This is a genomic window from Enterobacter sp. SA197, from assembly GCF_054131575.1.
The window spans coordinates 3,874,278-3,896,147 of record NZ_CP096393.1 but is presented as its reverse complement, the minus strand read 5'-3'; the positions used below and the strand labels follow the sequence as shown (position 1 = coordinate 3,896,147).

At 54.7% G+C, this 21,870-nt stretch carries 20 protein-coding genes and 1 pseudogene; 8 read left to right on the top strand and 13 right to left on the bottom strand.

All coding sequences use genetic code 11. The annotated features are described in order from the left end of the window. Positions 1–14 precede the first annotated feature (14 nt). The 7 genes from M1D91_RS18310 to M1D91_RS18280 form a co-directional block, all read right to left on the bottom strand. Positions 15–1,520, bottom strand: coding sequence for an SrfA family protein (locus M1D91_RS18310; protein WP_437432602.1), 1,506 nt, complete (start codon positions 1,518–1,520; stop codon positions 15–17). 49 nt (positions 1,521–1,569) lie between these two features. Beyond that, entirely contained in the window at positions 1,570–2,715 is a 1,146-nt protein-coding gene (locus M1D91_RS18305; protein ID WP_437432603.1) for a tellurite resistance domain protein, read from the bottom strand. A gap of 148 nt (positions 2,716–2,863) precedes the next feature. Continuing rightward, entirely contained in the window at positions 2,864–3,346 is a 483-nt protein-coding gene (locus M1D91_RS18300) for a hypothetical protein (protein WP_437432604.1), read from the bottom strand. An 86-nt stretch (positions 3,347–3,432) separates the two neighbouring features. After that, entirely contained in the window at positions 3,433–4,173 is a 741-nt protein-coding gene (locus tag M1D91_RS18295) for a hypothetical protein (RefSeq protein ID WP_437432605.1), read from the bottom strand. A 680-nt stretch (positions 4,174–4,853) separates the two neighbouring features. Continuing rightward, on the bottom strand, positions 4,854–5,771 hold the full coding sequence (locus tag M1D91_RS18290; RefSeq protein WP_437432606.1) for a bestrophin family protein: 918 nt from the start codon (positions 5,769–5,771) through the stop codon (positions 4,854–4,856). A gap of 142 nt (positions 5,772–5,913) precedes the next feature. After that, on the bottom strand, positions 5,914–6,663 hold the full coding sequence (dsbG, locus tag M1D91_RS18285) for a thiol:disulfide interchange protein DsbG (RefSeq protein ID WP_437432607.1): 750 nt from the start codon (positions 6,661–6,663) through the stop codon (positions 5,914–5,916). A 65-nt stretch (positions 6,664–6,728) separates the two neighbouring features. Continuing rightward, positions 6,729–7,145 (bottom strand): hypothetical protein, encoded by a 417-nt coding sequence (locus tag M1D91_RS18280; protein WP_437432608.1) that lies wholly within the window; start codon positions 7,143–7,145, stop codon positions 6,729–6,731. A 311-nt stretch (positions 7,146–7,456) separates the two neighbouring features. Here M1D91_RS18280 and M1D91_RS18275 point away from each other — a divergent pair, with 311 nt between their 5' ends. Continuing rightward, positions 7,457–7,801, top strand: coding sequence for a nitrous oxide-stimulated promoter family protein (locus M1D91_RS18275; protein WP_437432609.1), 345 nt, complete (start codon positions 7,457–7,459; stop codon positions 7,799–7,801). Positions 7,802–7,842: 41 nt separating this feature from the next. Here M1D91_RS18275 and M1D91_RS18270 read toward each other — a convergent pair. From M1D91_RS18270 to ascF, 4 genes and pseudogenes are all read right to left on the bottom strand, one after another. After that, positions 7,843–8,006 (bottom strand): annotated as a pseudogene (locus M1D91_RS18270) (hydrogenase expression/formation protein HypE); the annotation flags it as partial. A 50-nt stretch (positions 8,007–8,056) separates the two neighbouring features. Next, positions 8,057–8,296 (bottom strand): SymE family type I addiction module toxin, encoded by a 240-nt coding sequence (locus tag M1D91_RS18265; RefSeq protein ID WP_437432610.1) that lies wholly within the window; start codon positions 8,294–8,296, stop codon positions 8,057–8,059. A 363-nt stretch (positions 8,297–8,659) separates the two neighbouring features. After that, a complete protein-coding gene (locus M1D91_RS18260; protein ID WP_437432611.1) occupies positions 8,660–10,084 on the bottom strand; it encodes a 6-phospho-beta-glucosidase in 1,425 nt (474 codons plus the stop codon). 18 nt (positions 10,085–10,102) lie between these two features. Continuing rightward, entirely contained in the window at positions 10,103–11,548 is a 1,446-nt protein-coding gene (gene ascF / locus M1D91_RS18255) for a PTS cellobiose/arbutin/salicin transporter subunit IIBC (protein ID WP_437432612.1), read from the bottom strand. 254 nt (positions 11,549–11,802) lie between these two features. Here ascF and M1D91_RS18250 point away from each other — a divergent pair, with 254 nt between their 5' ends. Next, positions 11,803–12,813 (top strand): LacI family DNA-binding transcriptional regulator, encoded by a 1,011-nt coding sequence (locus M1D91_RS18250; protein WP_437432613.1) that lies wholly within the window; start codon positions 11,803–11,805, stop codon positions 12,811–12,813. An 85-nt stretch (positions 12,814–12,898) separates the two neighbouring features. Here the strand turns inward: M1D91_RS18250 and norW are convergent, their stop codons facing one another. Together norW and norV are read right to left on the bottom strand one after the other, a co-directional pair. Further along, on the bottom strand, positions 12,899–14,047 hold the full coding sequence (norW, locus tag M1D91_RS18245; protein ID WP_437432614.1) for an NADH:flavorubredoxin reductase NorW: 1,149 nt from the start codon (positions 14,045–14,047) through the stop codon (positions 12,899–12,901). Further along, on the bottom strand, positions 14,044–15,492 hold the full coding sequence (gene norV / locus M1D91_RS18240; RefSeq protein WP_437432615.1) for an anaerobic nitric oxide reductase flavorubredoxin: 1,449 nt from the start codon (positions 15,490–15,492) through the stop codon (positions 14,044–14,046). Before norV ends, norW begins: the two co-directional genes overlap by 4 nt. A 179-nt stretch (positions 15,493–15,671) precedes the next feature. On the opposite strand from norV, the gene norR reads away from it, so the two are divergent. The 6 genes from norR (at position 15,672) to pncC (ending at position 21,811) form a co-directional block, all read left to right on the top strand. After that, entirely contained in the window at positions 15,672–17,186 is a 1,515-nt protein-coding gene (norR, locus tag M1D91_RS18235) for a nitric oxide reductase transcriptional regulator NorR (RefSeq protein WP_437432616.1), read from the top strand. A gap of 283 nt (positions 17,187–17,469) precedes the next feature. After that, positions 17,470–18,558, top strand: coding sequence for a lytic murein transglycosylase B (mltB, locus tag M1D91_RS18230; RefSeq protein ID WP_437432617.1), 1,089 nt, complete (start codon positions 17,470–17,472; stop codon positions 18,556–18,558). 225 nt (positions 18,559–18,783) lie between these two features. Beyond that, the gene (locus tag M1D91_RS18225) at positions 18,784–19,452 is read left to right on the top strand and encodes a metal ABC transporter ATP-binding protein (RefSeq protein ID WP_437432618.1); all 669 of its coding nucleotides are present in this window, start codon (positions 18,784–18,786) and stop codon (positions 19,450–19,452) included. Next, positions 19,449–20,315 carry a metal ABC transporter permease gene (locus M1D91_RS18220; RefSeq protein WP_437432619.1) on the top strand — a complete coding sequence of 289 codons (867 nt, stop codon included), beginning with the start codon at positions 19,449–19,451 and terminating at the stop codon, positions 20,313–20,315. Before M1D91_RS18225 ends, M1D91_RS18220 begins: the two co-directional genes overlap by 4 nt. Beyond that, complete coding sequence (locus tag M1D91_RS18215) at positions 20,312–21,190, top strand: metal ABC transporter substrate-binding protein (RefSeq protein WP_437432620.1); 879 nt, start codon at positions 20,312–20,314, stop codon at positions 21,188–21,190. The genes M1D91_RS18220 and M1D91_RS18215 overlap by 4 nt, the downstream gene beginning before the upstream one ends. A gap of 123 nt (positions 21,191–21,313) precedes the next feature. Further along, positions 21,314–21,811, top strand: coding sequence for a nicotinamide-nucleotide amidase (pncC, locus tag M1D91_RS18210; protein WP_437432621.1), 498 nt, complete (start codon positions 21,314–21,316; stop codon positions 21,809–21,811). Positions 21,812–21,870 lie beyond the last annotated feature (59 nt).

Sequence of the window (21,870 nt, the reverse complement as noted above, 5' to 3'; positions counted from 1 at the left end):
GTAATTCGTCCCTGTTAAGTATTGGGTTGTAGCATACGAATAGGGAAGGTTTTATCCCCATCATTGCTGCCGACACAATCGGCGTGGCCGGAAGCAGGCGATTTGCATGCGATGGTCGGGCCGATAAAGTTTGAACCGTCACTGCATTTCATCTGTTCAGGATTAGAGATGTTTAACGCACCTTTTTCGACGTTCCCCATGGCGGCTCCGGTACAGGTTACGCCACTGGACTGACGGACGCTGACGGTGCCGTTACCCTGGTTGAAGTTATATTGCAGTTGCAAAGGGCGACCGGTGAGCTTGTCCTGAATACCGCCATTAACGCGCCATTGCCCATTGAGAAATTGCGCCGGTCCATCACTGACTGAGGGAGGGATAATCAGTGGCTCGCCCTGCGCGGGAATAACAGGCGGCTGAGTGTGAGGGGCAACATCATGCGGTTGCGCATCGTGATTTTGCGCTTCGCTCACCGTAGGTTCCTGAACCATCGGCGGCACTGCATCCACGGGCGGAACGGCAGCGGTGGCGTCTTCACCTGCTGGCGCATTTTGCGCTTCCCCGCTACGCGGGCTGGCATCCAGGACAGGCGCCTCAGCAGGCGCAGCAGAGGAGGGGGTCTCGGGTACTAAACTGCTGGCGTCGGGGGCGGCCGTCGTGGTGCCGACAGTTTCGTTGTTTTCTGTCGCCACTTTCGGCGCATTGACGGAGTTTCCTGCCGGGAGTGTCACCTCGGGAACCTTGCCGTTTCCGACCTCTACCGTCGGCAGGCTTTGATTTTTATCCGCTGAAATCCACGGTAGCCCGGGTAATGACAGCGATGGCGCACAGCCACGAAGCAGACCCAGCAAGAGTGCCAGACACAGCAATGCCAGAAGCAGCCAGAGTAACCAGCGCCAGTTCCAGCGGCGGACAGGTGTCACCGTCTCCACAGCGGGCGCGTTTTGCACCCATGAGGTGCGGGGCGGCGTTTCAGGCTGCGCTGCGCTGGCGGCCGACGGCGTTGCGGCGGCTACTGAAGAGGATTGTAGCCAGTGCATAGGATTGCTTTGTACGCCGGTGGGGTGCACAAATCCCCAAAACGTAATGACCAGCACCCCGTTAACCAGATAGACAAAGTCATAATCCGGAAAATGGACCACCGATTTTAATAATTGCGCAAATACCCGTCGGTCACCGCCTGCACCCGTTTGATCGGCATTAAGCATTTGCTCACTTAAGGCCTGGACTGCCACCTGGAACTCTTCAAATTGCTGACGCGCAGAGGCTTGCTCGGCTTCACTTGCTCCACTCCAGGGAATGACGTCGCCGGGAAAACTGCTGTACCAGTCAGTTCTGTCGCCCCCCTGATCGTTTTGCGGGACGGCAAGGTGTCGGGCCAGATCGCGCCCGGCATCCAGGCGATAGATGGCTTCACGAAGCTGAAACGCCATCTTAAAAACGGGATAACCAGTTTCGCCCAGCGCTTTAAACGAGGAGTTATTGCCGGTACGTAACAGAGGTCCCTGAATCGAATTTCGCATTGTCTAAACCTTTTGAGGCTGTTAATTAACGCACGTAAGATGTATCTGGCTAATTTTTGCTGGCGCCGGGCGTCCACTCAAAGCCCCAACCGTAATGCTTATCCAGCGATTCTCTGTCGGCAAAGAAGTTGTCGAGCCGTTCAACTTTGATGTTGCCATCCACATTTTTTAAACGGGCAATAGCCGCAACGTTGTTACGTTCATTGCCATCAACCAGCGTGGAGCTAATGGGGGCCTGATCGGGAATATAGAGGGTGATAGTGGCATTCGTTCCCTGCCAGTTGTCCGTACCGCCGTAGATGAAGCTGTAAATCAGCACCTCATCAATTTCCTGCCATTGGCTACCGTTGATATCGAGCCACTCACCATCTTCGTCGCCACCCCCGCGTAAATCCTTCTGCAGCAACATATAGGGGGGGTTATCGTAGTGACCGAGAAATTTACTGAGCGCTTCAACCCCGCCAATGTCGCCATTTTTGAAGCGGACAAACGCGGCGATATCCAGATCAACAGGGGTTTTGTTCGCACCTTGTTGCCAGGTCAGATTGGCCCTGATCCGTCCGAAATCCTTTCTTTTGGCCAGGTTTATGCTCGGGTTGTCCTGGGTTAATTCGGTATTCGCCGGGGAGGACGCAGCAGCGGTGACAGGCGGCTCCGGCTGAATGGCGACAGGGCGGTTATGACAGAAGTACCACCAGCCTGCGAGTGCCAGCAGGATCAAGAGCAGCAGCAACAGCAACCAGGGCAGAAAGCGTCGCCACCACGGTATGAGAGGTGCTGGAGGAATGGGCACGGATGCCATCTGAGACGGCGTTACCCAGTCGATTAATACTGGTTCGCCGCCGACGTCATAACAGGTCAATTGCCCGGAGTGGTTAAGTAGGGTTTGCAAAGCCTTGGCCGGCTTATCCTCCCCCCGTGCGGTAAGTTGTTCGACCAGGCCCGCAACAATGTCCTGATAATGCTGCCGCTTGTTCTGTACTTTAAGCTGTTCCGCCTCATTCAGCGTAGACGCAGGTCTGGCAAGGCCCTGACGCTCTGTCCACCACTCAAGATGGCCATCAGTACTGCGACGTGCGGTCGCGTAGAGCAGCGCCAGAGACGGAGGAAGATGGCGATGAATAATCGCTACCGTTTCCTCATACGTTGCCAGAGCAGAATCATCAATTGGCGCAGATCGTGTTAATCGTTGCATAGCCCAGAGTCATAATTGTTATCAGCCCCATAGGCCTGGTGAGCCTCTGGCAACTTATCGGTAAAGGTATTAGTCACATTTACTGCTATCAGAGGGTCAGTATCAGGCGTAATAGCGGCCATGAAGGGTGACCCTCGTATCGGTGCCTTTAGTTAAGCGCGTTAGCTTGCTCAAGCTCGGCGATTCTCGTTTTGGCCTCAGCAATTTTTTGCTCAAGCGCGGTCACGTCACTGGCGCTGCTCGCCTGTTGCGCTTGCAACTGCAACTCTTTGAGTTTTTGGATTTCCTGCTGGCTTTGCTTGTTCTTAACTTTGCTCGCCTGCAGTTTATTAAGTGTTTGTGTCAGGTCTGAGCGCATCGCTGTTACCCTGGCCTGTTCAGCTGCCAGTTTTTGACTTGAGTCCTGCACTCTGCTTTGTGTATCGGCCAGTTCTTGATGTGCAATTTTATTGTCACGCTGGCTCTGGAGAACCTGCTGCTCCTGTTGGTCAACCTTTTGTCGATAACCGCCTGACGTTGTGCAGCTCAATTTCGTTAAAAAGCTGGGGTCCTGCGCATGTAAATCACAATCCTGGGGTGAGGTTGCGCAGCCAGCAAGTAATAATGAAGCAAATAGTGCGTATTTTCTCATGAAGGTATCCGTGAAGAGAAGAAGCGGTATAAAGGGTGGTTGCAACAAGCCATAATCGGGCCGGTGATAATACCGGCCCGTAATTATCAACCCAGTGATATAGCCTGACGTTGACTGAACAAACCGTTCGCTTCTGATTCCAGAGCGGTAATTTGACCATTAAGTTTGCTGTATTCTTTGTCCAGCGTGGCTAATTTAACCTTATCTGCTGTGTTAGATGTTTTCTGTCCTTTCAGCGCCACTTTATAGGCTGCATCTTTATCTTTCATTCCTTTGATGGTTTCTTTCATGGTTTTGATATTGGCATCGATCTGCGCCAAATCTTTAGTGGCTTTGGCTTTATCAAACCCGGCGTTATCTTTCTGCAGGCTCATTTTTGTTAGCAATGCACGGTTTTCGCTGATGACCTGCTTCATCGCCGCAGAGGATTTTTCTACGTCCGCAGTATCTTTAGTAATGTCTTTATCCATGGCTTGCAGGCGATCCGCCGTAGAGGCGTAATCTTTTTTCAGACTGTCCAGATAATAGTTGGCGGTCAGACCCACGGCACAGCCTGCAGCGCCACCGATAGCGGCACCCATGACAGCTTTTTTGGTGTCTCCTGCCAGTGCGCCAGCCAGCGCGCCAATACCTGCACCGGCCAGCGCACCAACGCCACAGCCTTGCGCGCCCGAAGCGCTAAAGAATTTCGCTTGTTCCGTGCTGGTCAGGCGGGGATCGGGTTTGGTACCCGATAACAGGGAGCTTCCGGTATTAGCACAGCCGCTGAGAAGAAGAGTCAGTGAAACAAGAAGACAGGTTGCGCTACGGTTTAACTTAATCGCCATCGGTTTATCCTTAAATTGTCGCTGGCACAGTGCAAGGGGGAAGTGTGCTGTCCATCGACACTATTGAAACGAGAAATTAATACGAGAAACTTATAATAAGTCTGAGGTACTTCGGGTCTGGTCAACCGTTAACTCAGCTTAAGAACTTTTAAGAGGCGTATTCTCACTAATCCATGACTGTCATTATATTCGATAAACATTGCTAAAATCACGACAAAGATGTGGAGTAGCGCTGGGTTCTTAAAAGATTTTATAGTCATCGGCAAGGGAATAAAAATCTTTAGGGATAACGGACATTATGGCCATTAACTTCGCTGATTATCCAGTTTTGGCATGACGATGCAATCTGGCAGGCCATCGTTGATCTTAGTGATTACTCTTTAATTTTGAACTATTGATGACGCTAATTTTAATTAGTAAATCTTATCGTATCGCTTTGTATTTTCATCCCGGGGCGAGGGTGATATTTCATCAGTTACTGTAATGAATTGATCCGGTTTTAATGCATTCCTTCCTGTCAGGGGTGCTGAATTACGCAGGTTTAATAAATTCTACTGATGGGTATTTGTGGCGTTATTGAAAATAAAATAATAATCAACTGCTATATTTAATAGTAAATTATGGGTTGCTACCTTTCCCTGCCGAAAATCTGCGTGACCGGTGACGTTCGGCAGGTTTGTTCAAATAAGGTTAAAACGTTCATCCGGCACCGGCAGCGGTGGCAGCGGACTCTGCCCGGTCATATCCATCAGGTTTCGCTCGATAGAAGTGCAGATGGCGTTGAGGGCAAGGTTATTGGGGTGTGTGCCAAAAGGGTGTTCCATCTCTTCGGCAATTGAATCCCATGACAGAAACGCATACGAGATAAATACGGAAACGAACGGCGTCATCAGATGAAGATCGGAGACCAGCGCCAGCGGCAGAAGGGTACAGAACAGGTACACCGTGCGCTGAAGAATCAGTGAGTATGCAAAGGGCACCGGCGTATTGGCGATACGCTCGCAACCGCCCAGGCAGCGGGACAGTTCGTTCAGATTTTCATCCATATTCTGCCAGACAAAATCACTGATTTTATCTTCCCGGCGTAAGTTCGCCAGCGACGTGGCAAGCAGCAGCAGGATGCGATTGGCAGGAGAGGTACTCCCCTTTACCTCGGCGGCACGTTCTGCGGGTAGCAGTCGTTGCAGGTCACTGGTAGCGTCTGTTTCGCGAAGCTGATGGTTCAACTGCCAGTTGAATGCGGTGAGATGACGCGACACCGTCATTTGTACCTCCCGATCGGCGGGCAGGGCGCTCATGACCTGACGCATCAGACTGCGAGAGGTAATGGAAACCGTCCCCCAAATCATCCTTGCCTCGGTGTAGCGGCTATAGCTGGCGTTATTGCGAAAACCCAAAAAGATGGCGATGGCGATACCCAGCAGGCTAAACGGGGCTACCGTCAGATGAATGTTCAGGTTCTCATAGTACGGCCAGGCGATGATGGCGACGATGGCCATAAACAGGTTCAGACCGAGGCGGAAGATAATCATGGACAGCACCGAGCCGTGCCAGTTAAACAGCCGGACAAACCAGCTCTGGGGAGGACGAACAATCATACAAATTCCTTTACATGCTTTTATTTTAATCGCAGGTGGCCAGTGCAGTGCTGGCGCGAGAATTGTAATCAGATCGTACTTTCCCGCAAGCGGCGAGAACGAAGCGTCTCTCACCGGGGCGCTTATACTCTGTTAAAAAGGGTTATCTGGGGCCAAACATCGCTTCCAGCTGTTTTTCATCCGGCATGCCCACCACCTGCTGGAGCTCCTGGTTGTCGTTCATGTAGTAAATTGCGGGCGTGGCATTCGCTCCGGTTTCGTCCATCAACTGCTGATGGTATTGCACCGCGCTGAACACCGCTTTTGACGTTTTTTCGGGGAAAGGGGGGAGTTGTTTGCCGTTGGATAATTCATAGGTGCGCCACGCTTTTGCCGGATCCTCAGCACTCAGAATAGCCGAGGCGTAGCGCCCACTCTGCGGATTAATAACGGCCACCAGTAAGGTACTCAGGTCGACTTTTCCGGCGGTGATCCACGGCTGGGCTGCTGCACGAAACTGCTTACAGTAAGGGCAGAAAGGGTCAGCAAAGAGCACCACTTTACGGCTGGCCTCCGGGTTGCCCTCCCTGATGCCCTTAGCGGCAGTGAGTTTTTCCCACAATTTGCGCCCCTGGGGGATATAGAGTTCATCCCGAAAGAGCTGCTCGCTCAGGTTTTGTCCTTTTTCATCATAAAGGTAACCTGAAATGGCATGTTTGCCGTCCGGCGTAAGCCAGAGGGTGACGCCCATCTCCTGATACTGTCCCAGCCATGTTCGCAGGCCGCCTTCCGTTTTTACCTCTTTGATAATCTTGATGCCCTGTTTCTCGACCTGCTGAATCGGCAGTGGAAGTGGCTCACTGGCAAAAGCCAGGGCAGGTAAGATAGCAAAGAGTGCGGCATATTTAACCATGCAGGGTCTCCTGTTGGGCGGGGGAGGGCTTCAACGAGAGCAATTGCTCAAGCCTGGTGGTGAACTTACTGGGTCGTCAGATTATGGCACTGCGCAGAGGCATATTGCGCAGCGCTGAGGGGCACGTTATCCAGGGCTTTTTTAATGGCCGAGGACGAGGCGAATTGATTCACCGCACCGCGCTGCATAATCTCGAAGCTTTTTTGAACATTGGCAGTTATATCTTCGCAGTCAGCGCCTTGATTCAGGCCACCAATCACAACGTTATCCAGGCGCTGGCTCATCTCTGCGCCCATTGCTTTGCCTGCTTCAATCGGGTTGGTAGTGTCATCAGGCATAGCGCCTGTTAACAACGCGGACTTATATAATGCCTCGCCGAGGGTGGTTTTCGCCGCCGCGACGGCCTCCTCACTTGCTGGCGATGCCAGCGCATACCCTGACGCTGCAAGCAGAATAACGGTGGTGATGACTGTCAGTTTCATTTCAGCACTCTTTTATTAGTACGGCACCGGCCAGCGTCAGCCTCAGGCCGTATACGGCGACAGGCGTTTAACAGGCCCCGGTCCGGCATTACGGGCACCAGTACAGTCAACCTTTAGGTTGAGGCGGCTCCGGATAATAAACCCGATGAATCATTGCATCTGGCGACCGGTCTTTCGTCAATAATATACGTTTGTACCGCAAGAGCGTGAGGGTATTTTCAACGGGAAGGCACTACACGCCTTCGGTTCAGAAAGTCCTTCGTCATGGCGCAGTAAAAGATGTAAAATTACTGCATCTTTTAGGGGGAGCGATGAACGGTAAACGTATACGCCGCGAAAAACTGACGATCCATAAAATGATCGCCCTGTATCAGCAGCACAATCCGCAGGCAACAGAGGATAAAACCCATTACCAGGCGCTAAACACCTATGCCGATAAGCGGCTGGATAGATGCGTATTCGGTGAGGAGAAACCTGCCTGTAAACAGTGCCCGGTACACTGCTATCAGCCTGCGAAACGGGAAGAGATGAAACAGATCATGCGCTGGGCGGGGCCGCGCATGTTATGGCGACATCCGATTCTGACGATTCGCCATCTGATAGACGATCGCCGCCCCGTTCCGCCACTGCCAGAGAAATACCGGCCAAAAAAGTAGCACGCCGCGAGCGTCACGGCGTCCGGGATTAACAAATGCGGGGGCAGGAGTTCCGCATGCGGTAAATCCAGAAGGCGTTTAACGCCCTACAAATCGACCAGCCGCACCCTTTACGTTCCACCACTTCCCCAATAATCGCTGCATCCTGGCCCCGCGTATGCGCCTGCTGCTGAGAGAGTACGCGTTCAGCCGACTGGCGTTGAACCATTCCCGGCAGGCCTGAGCGCCAGGGTAAATGCAGGGACGTTCGTTCCATTACGGGTTCGCCAGTTCAATAATTAACTGCCCGTGGGTGACAGAGACCTTCACCGTGGCACCGGTAGGAAAACCCGCCTGTTGCAACCAGTCTCCGGTTAAATTCAGTGAGGCGTGGCGACTAAAATGGGTCGCAAGAAAAGTTTTAGGATCTTCATGCCGTTTTCTGACGTAGCCCACCTTCAGATGGCGTAAAGCTTTGACAACGGGCTGTGCAGAAGAAACGCGCTTCTTATCCATAATTCGCTCCTTTTATTCATCCTGAAAAGTGTCAGTGGTCAGAGTCTGACCCGACAACCCTGTGTGAATACTGTATATAAATACAGCCTTGATGGAAGCGTGGCGGTAAAGAAATGGAAGGCGGCTCCAGTAATATCAATGCAACGTCTGCAACAGGAAACAGGGGAAGCGCTTAAAGGGTTTTCATGAAACGCCATCCCTGGCGCTGAGACCATCTCGCACACCGCAGGTGATGGCGGAAAAATACCCTCTCCCGACACAAATAAAGAGAGGGTAAAGAGACCCGTTACCTCCTTGATTGCAGGTGCGCTGGTTCTCCTCGCCTGCCTGCAACGTGAAGTCGCCAGGCGCTTAACGGGCACTTTACTCCAGATCGGCACCGTTGCTGGCAATCACTTTTTTATACCACCAGAAGGATTTTTTGCGCTTACGCTCGAGCGTACCCTTGCCGGCATCGTCCCGGTCAACATAGATAAAGCCGTAGCGTTTGCTCATCTCACCAGTGGATGCCGCCACAAGATCGATGCAGCCCCAGCTGGTATACCCCATCACCGGAATGCCATCTTCGATGGCATCGCCCATCGCGCGGATATGTTCACGCAGATAGCTGATGCGATAATCATCTTCAATTTCGCCTTCAGCATTGAATTCGTCTTTCGCACCCAGTCCATTTTCCACCAAAAACAAGGGCTTCTGATATCGGTCGTACATCATATTCATTGTGATGCGCAGACCGAGCGGGTCAATACCCCAGCCCCACTCGCTCACCTGAACATGCGGGTTACGCAGCGATTTCACGATATTCGCCGCCGTAGTGTTCAGCTGATTCATTTCCGCCGAGGCGCAGCGTGAGGCGTAATAGCTAAAAGAGACAAAATCGACGGTGTTTTTCAGGATCTCATCGTCGCCTGCTTCTTTGACAATACTGACCCCTTTTTCACGGAACACGCGTGCGGTGTAGGCGGGATAGGCACCGCGTGCCTGTATATCAATAAAGAACAGGTTCTCACGATCTTTTTCCAGCGCCGCCCACACATCCTCAGGCTTACAGGAGTAAGGGTAGAAGTTACCGCCTGCCAGCATACAGCCTACCTGGTTGTGCGGGTTCACTTCATGGGCAATTTTGGTCGCCAGCGCACTGGCAATCAACTCGTGGTGCGCCGCCTGGTACTTCACCTGATCCTGATTCTCCCCCTCTTCGAACACCAGCCCCGCCCCGGAAAAGGGACTGTGCAGCATGATGTTGATTTCGTTGAAGGTCAGCCAGTATTTCACCAGACCATCAAAGGCTTCAAAACAGGTGCGCGCGTAGCGGGTGAAGAACTCCACCATCTTACGGTTGCGCCAGGAACCGTATTCGGTCACCAGGTGCATCGGCACGTCGAAATGGCACAGCGTCACCAGCGGCTCGATATTGTACTTTTTGCACTCGGCAAACATATCGCGATAGAAGGCGATACCTTCCGCATTGGGCGTGACTTCATCACCATTCGGGTAGAGACGGCTCCAGGCAATGGAGGTGCGAAACACGCTAAAACCCATCTCCGCCATCAGGGCGATATCTTCTTTATAACGATGATAAAAATCGATCGCCTCGTGGCTTGGGTAATACTCATCCTCACGCAGTGCAACGCGCTTCTCCTGGCCCAGTTTGACCGGCAGGCGGTTAACCCCATGCGGGATCATATCGACGGTGGTCACTCCCTTACCGCCTTCCTGCCAGGCCCCTTCGGCCTGGTTGGCGGCAATGGCACCGCCCCATAAAAATCCTTTCGGAAAGACTGACATGCGTTACCTCGCTTGTATTCAGGCTTGTGCTTCTTGAACGGGTGCAGACCTTTTCGCCTGCGGTTTCTGCGCCTCTGCTTCGACCGGAATATCTTCAAACCCGAGAAGCAGCGTCAGAACAAAGGAGAGCACCACCGCCAGTGCCATTACGCCGAACACCCAGACGATGGTCACTGGATTGGCCGGATCGAAGAACTGAACGCTGGTAAAAAGGCCGGGCGCGGCCATGGAGTGGCTGGCAAGACCTGCGATACCGGCAATCGCACCGCAGATAAACCCGCTTATCAGACTCGCAATCAGCGGACGTTTCAGGCGCACCGCCACCCCGTAGAGGGCCGGCTCAGAGATGCCAGCAAGAATAGCAGAGGCGGCGGCAGCCAGCGCTGTCTGGCGCAGTTCCGGGTTTTTCGTTTTCCATGCCACCGCCAGGGATGAGCCGCCCAGCGACAGGTTGGCACCAATTTCAGACGGCATGACCATGCCTTCTTTGCCGGTTTCGGCAATGGTCTGAATGATAGTCGGCGTAAATACACGATGCATACCGGTCATCACCAGCAGCGGCCACAGCGCGCCCATAATGGCGACGGACAGCCAGCCAAGATAGCCGTGGATGGTATAGACCAGCGACGATATACCGCTACCGATCCAGATGCCCAACGGCCCAATCAGCACGATGGCGAGCGGGGCGGCAATCAGCACAATCAGCATGGGCTTGAGGAAGTTTTTGGTTACCGCCGGGGTAATTTTGTCGACCCAGCGCTCGATATATGACAGGCACCAGGTCATCACCAGCGCCGGAATCACGGTGTAGGTGTATTTCACTGCCGTCACTGGCACCAGCGCAAACTCAACGTGTTCGCCCTGCGCGGCTTTCGCCATCAGCTCAATAAAGCTCGGATGCACCAGCACACCGGCAATCGCAATTGCCAGCGACATATTGGTTTTGAATTTTACGGCGGCAGAGGCGGCCACCATCAGTGGCAGGAAGAAGAAGGCCCCATCGCCGATCACGGTCAGGATGGTCAGCGTTGAGGAGCCTTTGGGCAGTGCGCCGGACATTTCCAGCACCATCGCCAGCAGTTTCACCATCGAACCACCAATGATCGCCGGGATCAACGGGGACATGGTTCCGATCAGAGCATCCAGGATCCCCGCGCCAATGCGCCGTAACGTCAGTTTTTGCTTTCCAGCAGGCACGGCTGGCTGCATATCGCCCGGCAGCAGGGCTACCACTTCACGATACGCATGTGATACGGCGTTGCCGATGATCACCTGGCACTGGTTGTCGTTACGCACCACCCCCATCACCCCTGTAATGCCTTTGAGTTCGGGGCTGTCGATTTTGCTCTCATCTTTGACCACGAAACGCAGGCGCGTCATACAGTGGGTAACGGCAGCAACGTTATCCACCCCACCCAGGGCGCTGACAACGGCGTTAGCCAGTGCCGCATAGTTCTTCGACATCGGGTTATATCCTGTTTTATCAATTAGGTATGACTTCAGACCGCCATTGTGGAACGGGGTCTGAAACACTGAATAGGAAACCGGTTCCACAAAATCATGATTACTTTTTTTAAAGCAAACAAGGTCAAAATTTCATCTTGTTTAAAATTTGTGACGATGATCGCTCATTAATTTTGAGGGTTGGTTTTCGCGTTACGACATTCCAATCCGGGTGAAGTACACTGCAACGCATCATCATCAAACGGATAAGCAACATGACCACAATGCTTGAGGTGGCGAAGCGGGCTGGGGTATCGAAAGCAACGGTCTCGCGCGTGCTGTCGGGCAACGGCTACGTCAGCCAGGAGACAAAAGACCGCGTGTTTCAGGCGATTGAAGAGAGTGGATACCGCCCGAACCTGCTGGCACGCAATCTGGCGACCAAAAAGACGCAGACGCTAGGGCTGGTGGTGACCAACACGCTCTACCACGGGGTTTATTTCAGCGAGCTGCTGTTTCATGCGGCGCGGATGACTGAAGACCAGGGGCGGCAGCTGATCCTTGCTGACGGCAAACATAGCGCCGAAGAGGAGCGTGATGCTATTCAGTATTTACTCGATCTCAAATGTGACGCGATCATTATTTATCCACGCTTTTTAAGCGTTGAAGAAATGGATGCAATCGTTAAAAAACATGCGCAGCCGATAATGGTGCTGAATCGCCGTCTGCATAATAACAGCAGCCACTGTGTATGGTGCGATCAAAAAGCCTCCAGCTTTAATGCAGTGAGTAGATTAATTGAGATGGGTCATCGTGATATCGCGTTTATTACCGGTTCGCTCGATTCGCCTACCGGAATTGAACGTCTGTCAGGCTACAAAGACGCATTAACGAAAAAAAACATAAAAATTCGCAGTGAATTGATTATTGAAGGAAAATGGACACCGCAGAGTGGGGCGGCAGGAGTGGAATTGCTGCTTGGGCGCGGCGAGCATTTTACCGCACTGGTCGCCAGCAATGACGATATGGCTATTGGTGCCATCAAGAAATTACACGATAACGGCATCCTGGTTCCGGATAAGGTTTCGGTGATAGGCTTCGATGATATTGCTATTGCGCCCTATGTTGTGCCTGCCTTATCGAGCGTAAAAATACCGGTAACAGAAATGATTCAGGAAACGATTGAGCGTTTAATCTTCATGCTGGACGGAGGCGACTTTAAATTTCGTCCGCCCTTTATGGGCGAATTAATATTACGCGATTCGCTTATTACACTTTCCCGATAATACCTTCTCGTGAGCTGTCATCGTCACTTCTCTCGATGGCAGCGCCAGCCCCAGGGCGACGGCACTATCGCCCTGGGGCTGGGGGTCACTGCTGCGGCGAGGTCGTGTGCAGCGCTTTAAGCAGGGCGAAAGCGGTTTTCATATGATCTTCGCTGACGACAAACGCCCGCAGGATCTGCTGTTCATCCACCCCTTTTGCCACCATCCCCTGCGCATCGGTAGTGATGTGCCAGTTAAGATCACGACGTGCACTCTCACCAGCCAGGTGCAGCGGCAGGGCCGGGGTCTTCACCTTCACCAGCATCGCGGGCAGGTTGAGCGGCGAATTCACCCCGAGCAGATGCTTCGCGAGGAACATGGCACACAGCTGGATGGGCTGGAGGAACGGCATCAACTGGCCGTTGATCTCTGCGCAATCACCCAGCGCGTAAATGCCCGGCTGGCTGGTCTGCAGCGCGTTATCAACCACAATTCCCCGATTAACCCTGGCCCCCGCTTCGCGCGCCAGCGCGGTTTCCGGCACCAGACCGGTGGCGGCGACCACCGCATCCACGTTAACTTCCAGCCCATCCTCAAAGCGTGCCGTTATGCCTGATGGAGCCTTACGCAACGCCTCAAGACGTGCATTCAGCAATACACGAACCCCCATTTCTGAGAGGCAGTGTTGCAGGCGGCTGCTCACTTCCGGCGGCATCAGCGAGGCGAGAATGCTCGCCGCGTTATCAACCAGCGTGACGCTTTTGCCCGCCCGGCGAAAATCCATCGCCAGTTCGGTGCCAATCAACCCGCCGCCGACAATCAGCACCCGGTTTGCATCCCGAAGCTGGGTTTCACAGGCCTGATACTCCTGCTGGCTGTTGAGGGTAAACATCCGTTCGCTGCCCGCCACCGGCGGTATAAAAGTCCGCGCCCCGGTCGCCAGCACCAGCTTGTCGTACTGCCAGCTGTTGTCGGCGCTTTTCACCACTTTCGCCTGCGCGTCCACTGAGGTGATGCGGGTGTGCGGGAAGAGGCGCAGATTGAACTGCTCGGCAAACTCCCCCGCCGACTGGCGGGTGAGGTGGCCTGCCATCTGGCCCTGGCTTAACACATGGCTCAGGTCCGGTTTGTTGTAGTCGTCCATGCTGTCGTTGGCGATAAGCGTAAGCGGGACGGCGGCATCCTGTTTGCGGATGTTTTTCACCAGCTGTCGGGCGGCAAAGCCCGAGCCGATAATCGCAATGCCTGCGTTCATACGACCTCCGTCGCCAGGGCGTCAAACACCTCTTTGCCAAGAGAGCATTCCGGGCAGAGGAAGTTATCCGGGACATCACTCCACGGGGTGCCCGGTGCCACATCCTGCATCGGTTCGCCGGTAGCCGGGTCGTAAACCCACTGGCAGACGCTGCACTGCATGCAAGGGCCGAGGTCCGCAGCGGCTCTGGCAGCACAGGCGCAGGCGGACTCCTCAACCGGCGTGGCTTTTACCGGCGCAGGCAGCGGAGCGAGCGCCCATTGGCGGGCAATATCCCGGCCATGTTCGCGGCACACTTCCAGGGCGTCAAAGTCCGGGCGCCATTTGGCTTTCAGGCTCAGAGACATCTCAAAGCCTGCGTCCTGCAAACGGGTGGAGAGACGATCGACCGCGCCGCCGCTCCAGCCGTGAGAACCAAAAGCACTGGCGCGCTTGTTACGAAAGCGCAGGCCGGTCATCTCTTCCACCAGACCGGCGATTTTCGGCATCATCACATTGTTCATGGTGGAAGTGCCTACCAGCACGCCTTTGGAACGGAAGACGTTGGTCAGAATGTCGTTTTTGTCGCTGCGGGCGACATTGAAGATTTTCACTGCCACATTGGGGTCGACTTCGTTAATGCCCTGGGCGATGGCGTCCGCCATCATGCGGGTGTTGTTGGACATGGTGTCGTAGAAAATCGTGATGCGATCTTCCTGGTAATCTGCCGCCCACTTCAGGTACAGCTCGACTATCTGGGTGGGGTTATCGCGCCACACCACGCCGTGGGAGGTAGCAATCATCTCTACCGGCAGGTTGAAACCGAGGATTTCGGTGATTTTTGGCGTTACCAGACGGCTGAACGGCGTCAGGATATTGGCGTAGTAACGCTGGCACTGTTCGAACAGTTCGGCCTGATCAACTTCATCATTAAACAGACGTTCGTCGCAGTAGTGCTGACCAAAGGCGTCATTACTGAACAGCACCGCATCACCGGTCATGTAGGTCATCATACTGTCCGGCCAGTGCAGCATCGGGGTTTCAACAAAGATCAGTTGCTTGCCATTGCCGATGTCCAGCGCGTCACCGGTTTTCACGGTGTGGAAGTTCCACTCCGGGTGATGGTGGTGACCGTTGATGGAGTCGATGGCGTTGGTGGTACAGTAAATCGGGGTGTTCGGGATGTAAGACATCAGCTCCGTTAACGCCCCGGCATGATCCTCTTCCGCATGGTTAATAATGATGTAGTCGATGGCGTTCAGATCGATCTCAGCGCGCAGGTTCTGCACGAACTCGCGGCTGAATTTGTGATCGACGGTATCGATGAGGACGTTTTTCCCTTCACGGATCAAATAACTGTTGTAGCTGCTGCCGCGCAGCGTCTTGTACTCGGTGCCATGAAAGTCGCGAACTTCCCAGTCACGTTGGCCAACCCAGTGAATGTTATTTTTTACATGAATAGTCATTTTACTTACCTGTTCGGAATGAAAGAAGTTGTGTTAGCTATATCAAAAGGCGTGCCAGTTTTTATGTGACTGATAAATTTTATTTTTTATTTAAGTAACCCGACAGGGGTAGTCATAATGACTACTATTTTTATGGTCAATATGACACCATCCATTGTCAAAATGACAGTGAGGCGAAAATGAGTTTTTCAGTGGATGTGCTGGCGGGGATCGCCATTGAATTACAGAGCGGAATTGGTCATGCGGACCGGTTTCAGCGTTTAATCACCACTCTGCGGCAGGTGCTTGAGTGTGATGCCTCTGCGCTGCTGCGCTACGAATCACGTCAGTTTATTCCGCTGGCTATCGACGGGCTGGCGCAGGATGTGCTGGGGCGCCGCTTCACCCTGGAAGGCCATCCGCGGCTTGAAGCCATTGCCCGCGCCGGGGATGTGGTGCGTTTTCCGGCCGACAGCTCACTGCCCGATCCCTACGACGGGCTGATCCCCGGTCAGGAAAGCCTCAAGGTACATGCCTGCGTGGGGCTGCCGCTGTTCGCCGGACAGAGCCTGATCGGTGCGCTGACCCTGGACGGTATGGCACCGGATCAGTTCGACAGTTTCAGTGATGAAGAACTGCGCCTGATTGCCGCTCTGGCGGCCGGGGCGCTCAATAATGCGCTGCTGATTGAACAGCTTGAAAGCCAGAATATGGCACCCGGTCCGGCGGCAACCTTTGAGCAGGTGGCCCATACCGAGATGATTGGCCTGTGCGACGGTATGCTGCAGCTGAAAAAAGAGATTGAGATCGTTGCTGCCTCGGATTTAAACGTGCTGATTAGCGGGGAGACCGGCACCGGTAAAGAGCTGGTAGCGAAAGCCATTCATGAAAATTCGCCACGTGCTGCTGATGCGCTGGTCTACCTCAACTGTGCCGCGCTGCCCGAAAGCGTGGCGGAAAGCGAGCTTTTTGGGCACGTGAAAGGGGCGTTTACCGGGGCCATCAGCCACCGCAGCGGTAAATTTGAAATGGCCGACAAGGGCACGCTGTTTCTTGATGAGATTGGTGAGCTGTCGCTGGCACTCCAGGCCAAGCTGCTGCGCGTACTGCAGTATGGCGACATCCAGCGCGTGGGTGACGATCGCAGCCTGCGGGTGGACGTGCGTGTACTGGCGGCCACCAACCGCGACCTGCGCGAAGAGGTGCTGGCAGGGCGGTTTCGTGCCGATCTCTTCCACCGCCTGAGCGTGTTCCCGCTGATTGTGCCGCCGCTTCGCGAGCGGAGGGAAGATGTGGTGCTGCTGGCGGGCTACTTCTGCGAGCAGGTGCGGCTGCGTCTGGGGCTGGGACGCGTGGTGCTCAGCCCGCGGGCGCGGGCGCAGCTGCTGGATTATCGCTGGCCGGGCAACGTGCGTGAGCTTGAGCATGCGATACACCGCGCGATTGTGCTGGCGCGCGCCACCCGTAGCAGTGATGAGGTGGTGCTGGATATTCACCATTTCGCCTTCAGTGAGGAGCCGGAACTGGTAACGACGACGGTGAAAGCTCTGCCGGAAACACCCAACCTGCGCGAAGCCACCGAGGCGTTTCAGCGTCGCATCATCAGCCAGGCGCTGGAGCAGCATCAGCATAACTGGGCGGCAAGTGCACGTGCGCTGGATATTGACGTTGCCAACCTGCACCGGCTGGCGAAGCGTCTGGGGCTGAAAGGGTAGATAATGACCGCCCGATTTTTGTCCCCGGCCCGTTTGCCGCCAGCGCCAGCAGGGTGACGCCGCGCCTGTCCTGGATGCCCCCTGGCGTGCTGTAGCCGCACGAATAAAATGATGGGCTTTTATCGGCGCGGTTGTCGTGCATTAACCTTGCACTGAATTGTTGAGATGAAGAAGGGTGCGCTTTTCAGATAAGAGAATAAGAGAACGATGGTGCTTCCTTGTGGAAGGCCGCATGCTTTACCATAATTCCTCCTGGTCGATTGTCTTGTTAAATGGATGTCTCATGTTTAAGCGTCGTTACGCAGCCCTTCTCCCTGCGCTGGTGCTCCTTGCCGCCTGCACCAGCAAACCTCAGAAAACAGAAGCACCGGCCTCATCGCCGACAGCAGGCGCCCCCTCCGGCGGATTCCTGCTTAAACCGCAGCATAATGTCACCGTGATGGGGGGCGATTTCGCCAATAACCCCGCCGCTGAAAAATTTATTGATGCGATGGTGAGCAAGCACGGGTTTGATCGTCAGCAACTGCACGAAATTCTTTCTCAGGCCAGGCGCCTGAACTATGTGCTGGACCTTATGGATCGTCAGGCACCGACTACCGCCGGGCCGACCGGACCTAACGGCGCCTGGCTGCGCTATCGCAGCAAATTTATCACCCCGGACAATGTGCAAAACGGTGTGGCGTTCTGGAATCAGTATGAAGACGCGCTCAATCGCGCCTGGATGGTCTACGGCGTGCCGCCGGAAATCATTGTCGGCATTATTGGTGTGGAAACCCGCTGGGGCCGCGTGATGGGCAAAACCCGTATCCTTGACGGGCTGGCGACCCTGGCCTTTAGCTACCCGCGCCGTGCCGACTATTTTGCGGGTGAGCTGGAGACCTTCCTGCTAATGGCGCGCGATGAGAGCGACGATCCGCTGGAACTGACCGGCTCATTCGCTGGTGCGATGGGCTATGGTCAGTTTATGCCGTCGTCCTACAAAGAGTATGCGGTGGACTTCAACGGGGACGGGCATATTGATCTGTGGGATCCGGTTGATGCCATTGGCAGCGTGGCCAATTATTTCAAAGAGCATGGATGGGTGAAAGGCGATCCGGTCGCGGTACTGGCAAACGGTCAGGCGCCAGGACTGGAGAACGGTTTTAAAACTAAGTACAGCGTCCCGCAGCTGATGGCCGCCGGATTAACGCCGCAGCAGCCGCTGGGTAATCATCAACAGGCCAGCCTGCTGCGTCTGGATATCGGAAGCGGTTACGAATACTGGTTTGGTTTACCAAACTTCTACACCATCACCCGTTACAACCACAGCACACACTACGCAATGGCGGTCTGGCAGCTTGGCCAGGCGGTCTCACTGGCGCGTATCCGCTAATTCTGTTCCCCTCCTGCGGGAGGGGACAGAAACATTTCGACGCACTCCTGCAACAAAGTTCCGTTTACTTCCTCCCGCTCACTGGTTATTGTTATGTTATAACATAAAGTAAACATTGAAGACGAAGATGACGCTTTTTTCCTGTTCGGCGTGGGTACGCCTCGGTCTTGCCACACTACTGCTGTTGGCGCTCTGGCTTTTAACCGCCTGGTCGGTGGCGCTGCCATGATTGAGCTTGATCATGTCGTCGCGGGCTACGGTGGCCAGGCTGTAACCCCTTCGCTGTGTGGTGTCGTAGAGCGCGGCAGTATGACGGCGATTGTCGGCGCAAACGGGTGTGGAAAATCCACGTTACTGAAGACGCTGGCAGGTCTGCTTGTTCCGGTGAGCGGTGCGCTGCGCTGGCCCGAGTCACGTCCGGTCATCGGCTGGCTGGCTCAGCGGCAAAGCCTGGATCCCCATTTTCCTGTCACCGTACAGGATGTGGTGAGCATGGGAAGCTGGCCGCGCGTGTCGCTGTTCCGCGGGCTGAGTTCGAAAGAGCGTAAACAGGTTCCGGAGGCGCTGGAGCGCGTCGGAATACGGGCTTTAGCAGGCCATACCATTGACACCCTTTCCGGCGGGCAGTTTCAGCGCATGCTCTTCGCCAGGATGTGGCTGCAACAGGCGCCGCTGGTGATGCTGGATGAACCTTTTACCGGGGTCGATGAAGCCACAAGCCAGGTGCTGATGGAACAAATTGTGGACATGCATCAGCACGGTCAGACCATTCTCGCCGTCCTGCATGACAGCGAGCGTGTCTCCCGCTATTTCCCGCAGACGTTGCGTCTTGACGGTGCCAGCGCCAGGTGGGGCGCAACGCCCCTGCCAATGCAGAAGGAGGGCCAGTCATGATATGGCATCTCTTTTTCCAGCCGTTTATTGAGTTCGGCTTTATGCGACGCGCGCTGATGGTCTGTCTGGCGTTGTCCATCAGTACCACGGCACTGGGGGTTTTTCTGCAATTGCGGCGCATGAGCCTGATGGGGGATGCCCTGTCGCACGCCATTTTACCGGGTGTGGCTGCAGGTTTTCTGCTTAACGGTATGTCGCTACTGGCGATGAGCCTGGGCGGGTTTATCGCAGGGATTGTGGTGGCGCTGGTGGCAGGCATGATCAGCCGTCGCACGCCGCTTAAGGAAGACGCCAGCTTCGCCGGGCTCTATCTCGCATCGCTGGCTCTGGGGGTAACCCTGGTCTCCCTGCGAGGCTCCAGCGTTGATTTACTTCATCTGTTGTTTGGCTCGGTGCTGGCAGTCGACCGCGATGCTGCGCGTTTTGTAGCGGGCGTTGCCACGCTGACGTTGCTAAGCCTGGCGCTGTGCTATCGCGGCTTTGTCAGTGAGGCGTTCGACAGCCGTTTTTTAGACATTAATGCGCCACGCCTGGCCGCCCGTTTTCACAGTCTCTTTCTGGCACTGCTGGTGCTGAACCTTGTCGCCGGGTTTCAGGTGCTGGGCACGTTAATGGCCGTGGGGGTGATGATTTTACCGGCCGTGGCGGCACGCTGCTGGGCGAGGACTTTGCCGGGACTGCTGCTGTTTGCAGGTCTTACCGGTGCAGTATGCGCCTGGCTGGGACTGAGTCTCTCCTGGGGGGCGGGGCTACCGGCGGGGCCGTCGATTGTGCTGACGGCGAGCGCCATTTTTATCTTTTCAATTTTATTCGGCGCACGCAGCAGTCTGCGTGCACAAACATCAGACAAGGGGACAGGATGAAAAAAACAGGGGTGGTGCTGGCGTTGGCGTTGGGGCTGATGACGCAAGGGGCAATGGCGAAAACGTTAAATGTTGTCGCCAGTTTTTCGGTTCTGGGCGATATCGCAGCGAAAACCGGTGGCGATCACGTCAATGTCACCACGCTCGTGGGACCTGACGGCGATCCCCATACTTTTGAGCCCACTGCCAGAGACAGTGCGCTGTTGAACAACGCGGATGTGGTTGTCGTCAATGGGCTGGGGCTGGAGGGCTGGCTCGACAGACTGGTCAAAGCCTCAGGATTTAAAGGGAGTGTTGTGGTGGCCTCCGAGGGGGTAAAAACCCATACGCTGGAAGAAGATGGCCAAACTGTGACCGATCCACATGCCTGGAATGATGCCGCCAATGGCGCACTGTATGCACAAAATATTCTGGCGGCGCTGGTGAAAGCCGACCCGCAGGACCAGGCGGCGCTGAAGGCAACGGGTGAAGGCTATATCAAACAACTTCACTCGCTTGACAGCTGGGCGAAAACCCAGTTTAACGGCATCCCGCAGGAAAAACGAAAAGTGCTCACCAGCCATGACGCCTTCGGCTATTTTGGTCGCGCGTACGGGGTGACCTTCCTCGCACCGCAAGGGCTCTCTTCAGAAAGTGAAGCCAGCGCGCAGCAGGTTGCCGGACTCATTAAGCAGATTAAAGCGGACGGCGTGCACACCTGGTTTATGGAAAACCAGCTTGATCCACGCCTGGTTAAACAGATAGCCACCGCCACCGGGGCGCAGCCAGGCGGCGAGCTTTACCCGGAAGCACTGAGCAAGAAAGGCGGGGTGGCAGAGACCTACACTCAGGCATTTCGCCATAATGTTGAAACCATTGCCAACAGCATGAAATAACTAGTGAAAGCCAGCGTACGCTGGCTTTTTTCTGAAGCCCCCTCGTAAATTCATCACCTCGCCCCCACCTTTGTCGTGAAAGTGCTATCTTTCTGCCACGGTGTTGGCACGACAGGAGTCATCATGACTGACAGTGAATTAATGCATTTAAGCGAGCGAGTGGGCCTGGCGTTAAAAGCGCGTGGCGCAACGATGACCACCGCTGAGTCCTGTACGGGCGGCTGGATAGCGAAGGTGATAACGGATATTGCAGGCAGTTCTGCCTGGTTTGAACGCGGGTTTGTTACCTACAGCAACGAAGCCAAATCCCAGATGATCGGCGTCAAGCCGGAAACGCTGGCCGCACACGGAGCCGTCAGTGAACCGGTAGTGGTGGAGATGGCAATTGGTGCGCTGAAGGCGGCGAGAGCCGACTATGCTATCTCTGTCAGTGGTATCGCCGGGCCAGAGGGCGGCAGTGAGGAAAAGCCGGTCGGGACGGTGTGGTTCGGCTTTGCCGGGGTGAACGGACAGGGGATTACCCGCCGCGAATGCTTTGAGGGAGACCGTGAAGCGGTGCGCCGTCAGGCCACGATTTATGCGCTCAATACGCTCTGGCAACATTTTCTACAAAACACTTGATACTGTATGACCATACAGTATAATTGCGGCATCAGATCAGAAATTCATGGCGAAGCATA

Bases quoted from the DNA above. Each gene is read 5' to 3' on its own strand.
- M1D91_RS18310 (WP_437432602.1), bottom strand. From the start codon at position 1,520: ATGCGAAATTCGATTCAGGGACCTCTGTTACGTACCGGCAATAACTCC.
- M1D91_RS18305 (WP_437432603.1), bottom strand. From the start codon at position 2,715: ATGCAACGATTAACACGATCTGCGCCAATTGATGATTCTGCTCTGGCA.
- M1D91_RS18300 (WP_437432604.1), bottom strand. From the start codon at position 3,346: ATGAGAAAATACGCACTATTTGCTTCATTATTACTTGCTGGCTGCGCA.
- M1D91_RS18295 (WP_437432605.1), bottom strand. From the start codon at position 4,173: ATGGCGATTAAGTTAAACCGTAGCGCAACCTGTCTTCTTGTTTCACTG.
- M1D91_RS18290 (WP_437432606.1), bottom strand. From the start codon at position 5,771: ATGATTGTTCGTCCTCCCCAGAGCTGGTTTGTCCGGCTGTTTAACTGG.
- dsbG (WP_437432607.1), bottom strand. From the start codon at position 6,663: ATGGTTAAATATGCCGCACTCTTTGCTATCTTACCTGCCCTGGCTTTT.
- M1D91_RS18280 (WP_437432608.1), bottom strand. From the start codon at position 7,145: ATGAAACTGACAGTCATCACCACCGTTATTCTGCTTGCAGCGTCAGGG.
- M1D91_RS18275 (WP_437432609.1), top strand. From the start codon at position 7,457: ATGAACGGTAAACGTATACGCCGCGAAAAACTGACGATCCATAAAATG.
- M1D91_RS18265 (WP_437432610.1), bottom strand. From the start codon at position 8,296: ATGGATAAGAAGCGCGTTTCTTCTGCACAGCCCGTTGTCAAAGCTTTA.
- M1D91_RS18260 (WP_437432611.1), bottom strand. From the start codon at position 10,084: ATGTCAGTCTTTCCGAAAGGATTTTTATGGGGCGGTGCCATTGCCGCC.
- ascF (WP_437432612.1), bottom strand. From the start codon at position 11,548: ATGTCGAAGAACTATGCGGCACTGGCTAACGCCGTTGTCAGCGCCCTG.
- M1D91_RS18250 (WP_437432613.1), top strand. From the start codon at position 11,803: ATGACCACAATGCTTGAGGTGGCGAAGCGGGCTGGGGTATCGAAAGCA.
- norW (WP_437432614.1), bottom strand. From the start codon at position 14,047: ATGAACGCAGGCATTGCGATTATCGGCTCGGGCTTTGCCGCCCGACAG.
- norV (WP_437432615.1), bottom strand. From the start codon at position 15,492: ATGACTATTCATGTAAAAAATAACATTCACTGGGTTGGCCAACGTGAC.
- norR (WP_437432616.1), top strand. From the start codon at position 15,672: ATGAGTTTTTCAGTGGATGTGCTGGCGGGGATCGCCATTGAATTACAG.
- mltB (WP_437432617.1), top strand. From the start codon at position 17,470: ATGTTTAAGCGTCGTTACGCAGCCCTTCTCCCTGCGCTGGTGCTCCTT.
- M1D91_RS18225 (WP_437432618.1), top strand. From the start codon at position 18,784: ATGATTGAGCTTGATCATGTCGTCGCGGGCTACGGTGGCCAGGCTGTA.
- M1D91_RS18220 (WP_437432619.1), top strand. From the start codon at position 19,449: ATGATATGGCATCTCTTTTTCCAGCCGTTTATTGAGTTCGGCTTTATG.
- M1D91_RS18215 (WP_437432620.1), top strand. From the start codon at position 20,312: ATGAAAAAAACAGGGGTGGTGCTGGCGTTGGCGTTGGGGCTGATGACG.
- pncC (WP_437432621.1), top strand. From the start codon at position 21,314: ATGACTGACAGTGAATTAATGCATTTAAGCGAGCGAGTGGGCCTGGCG.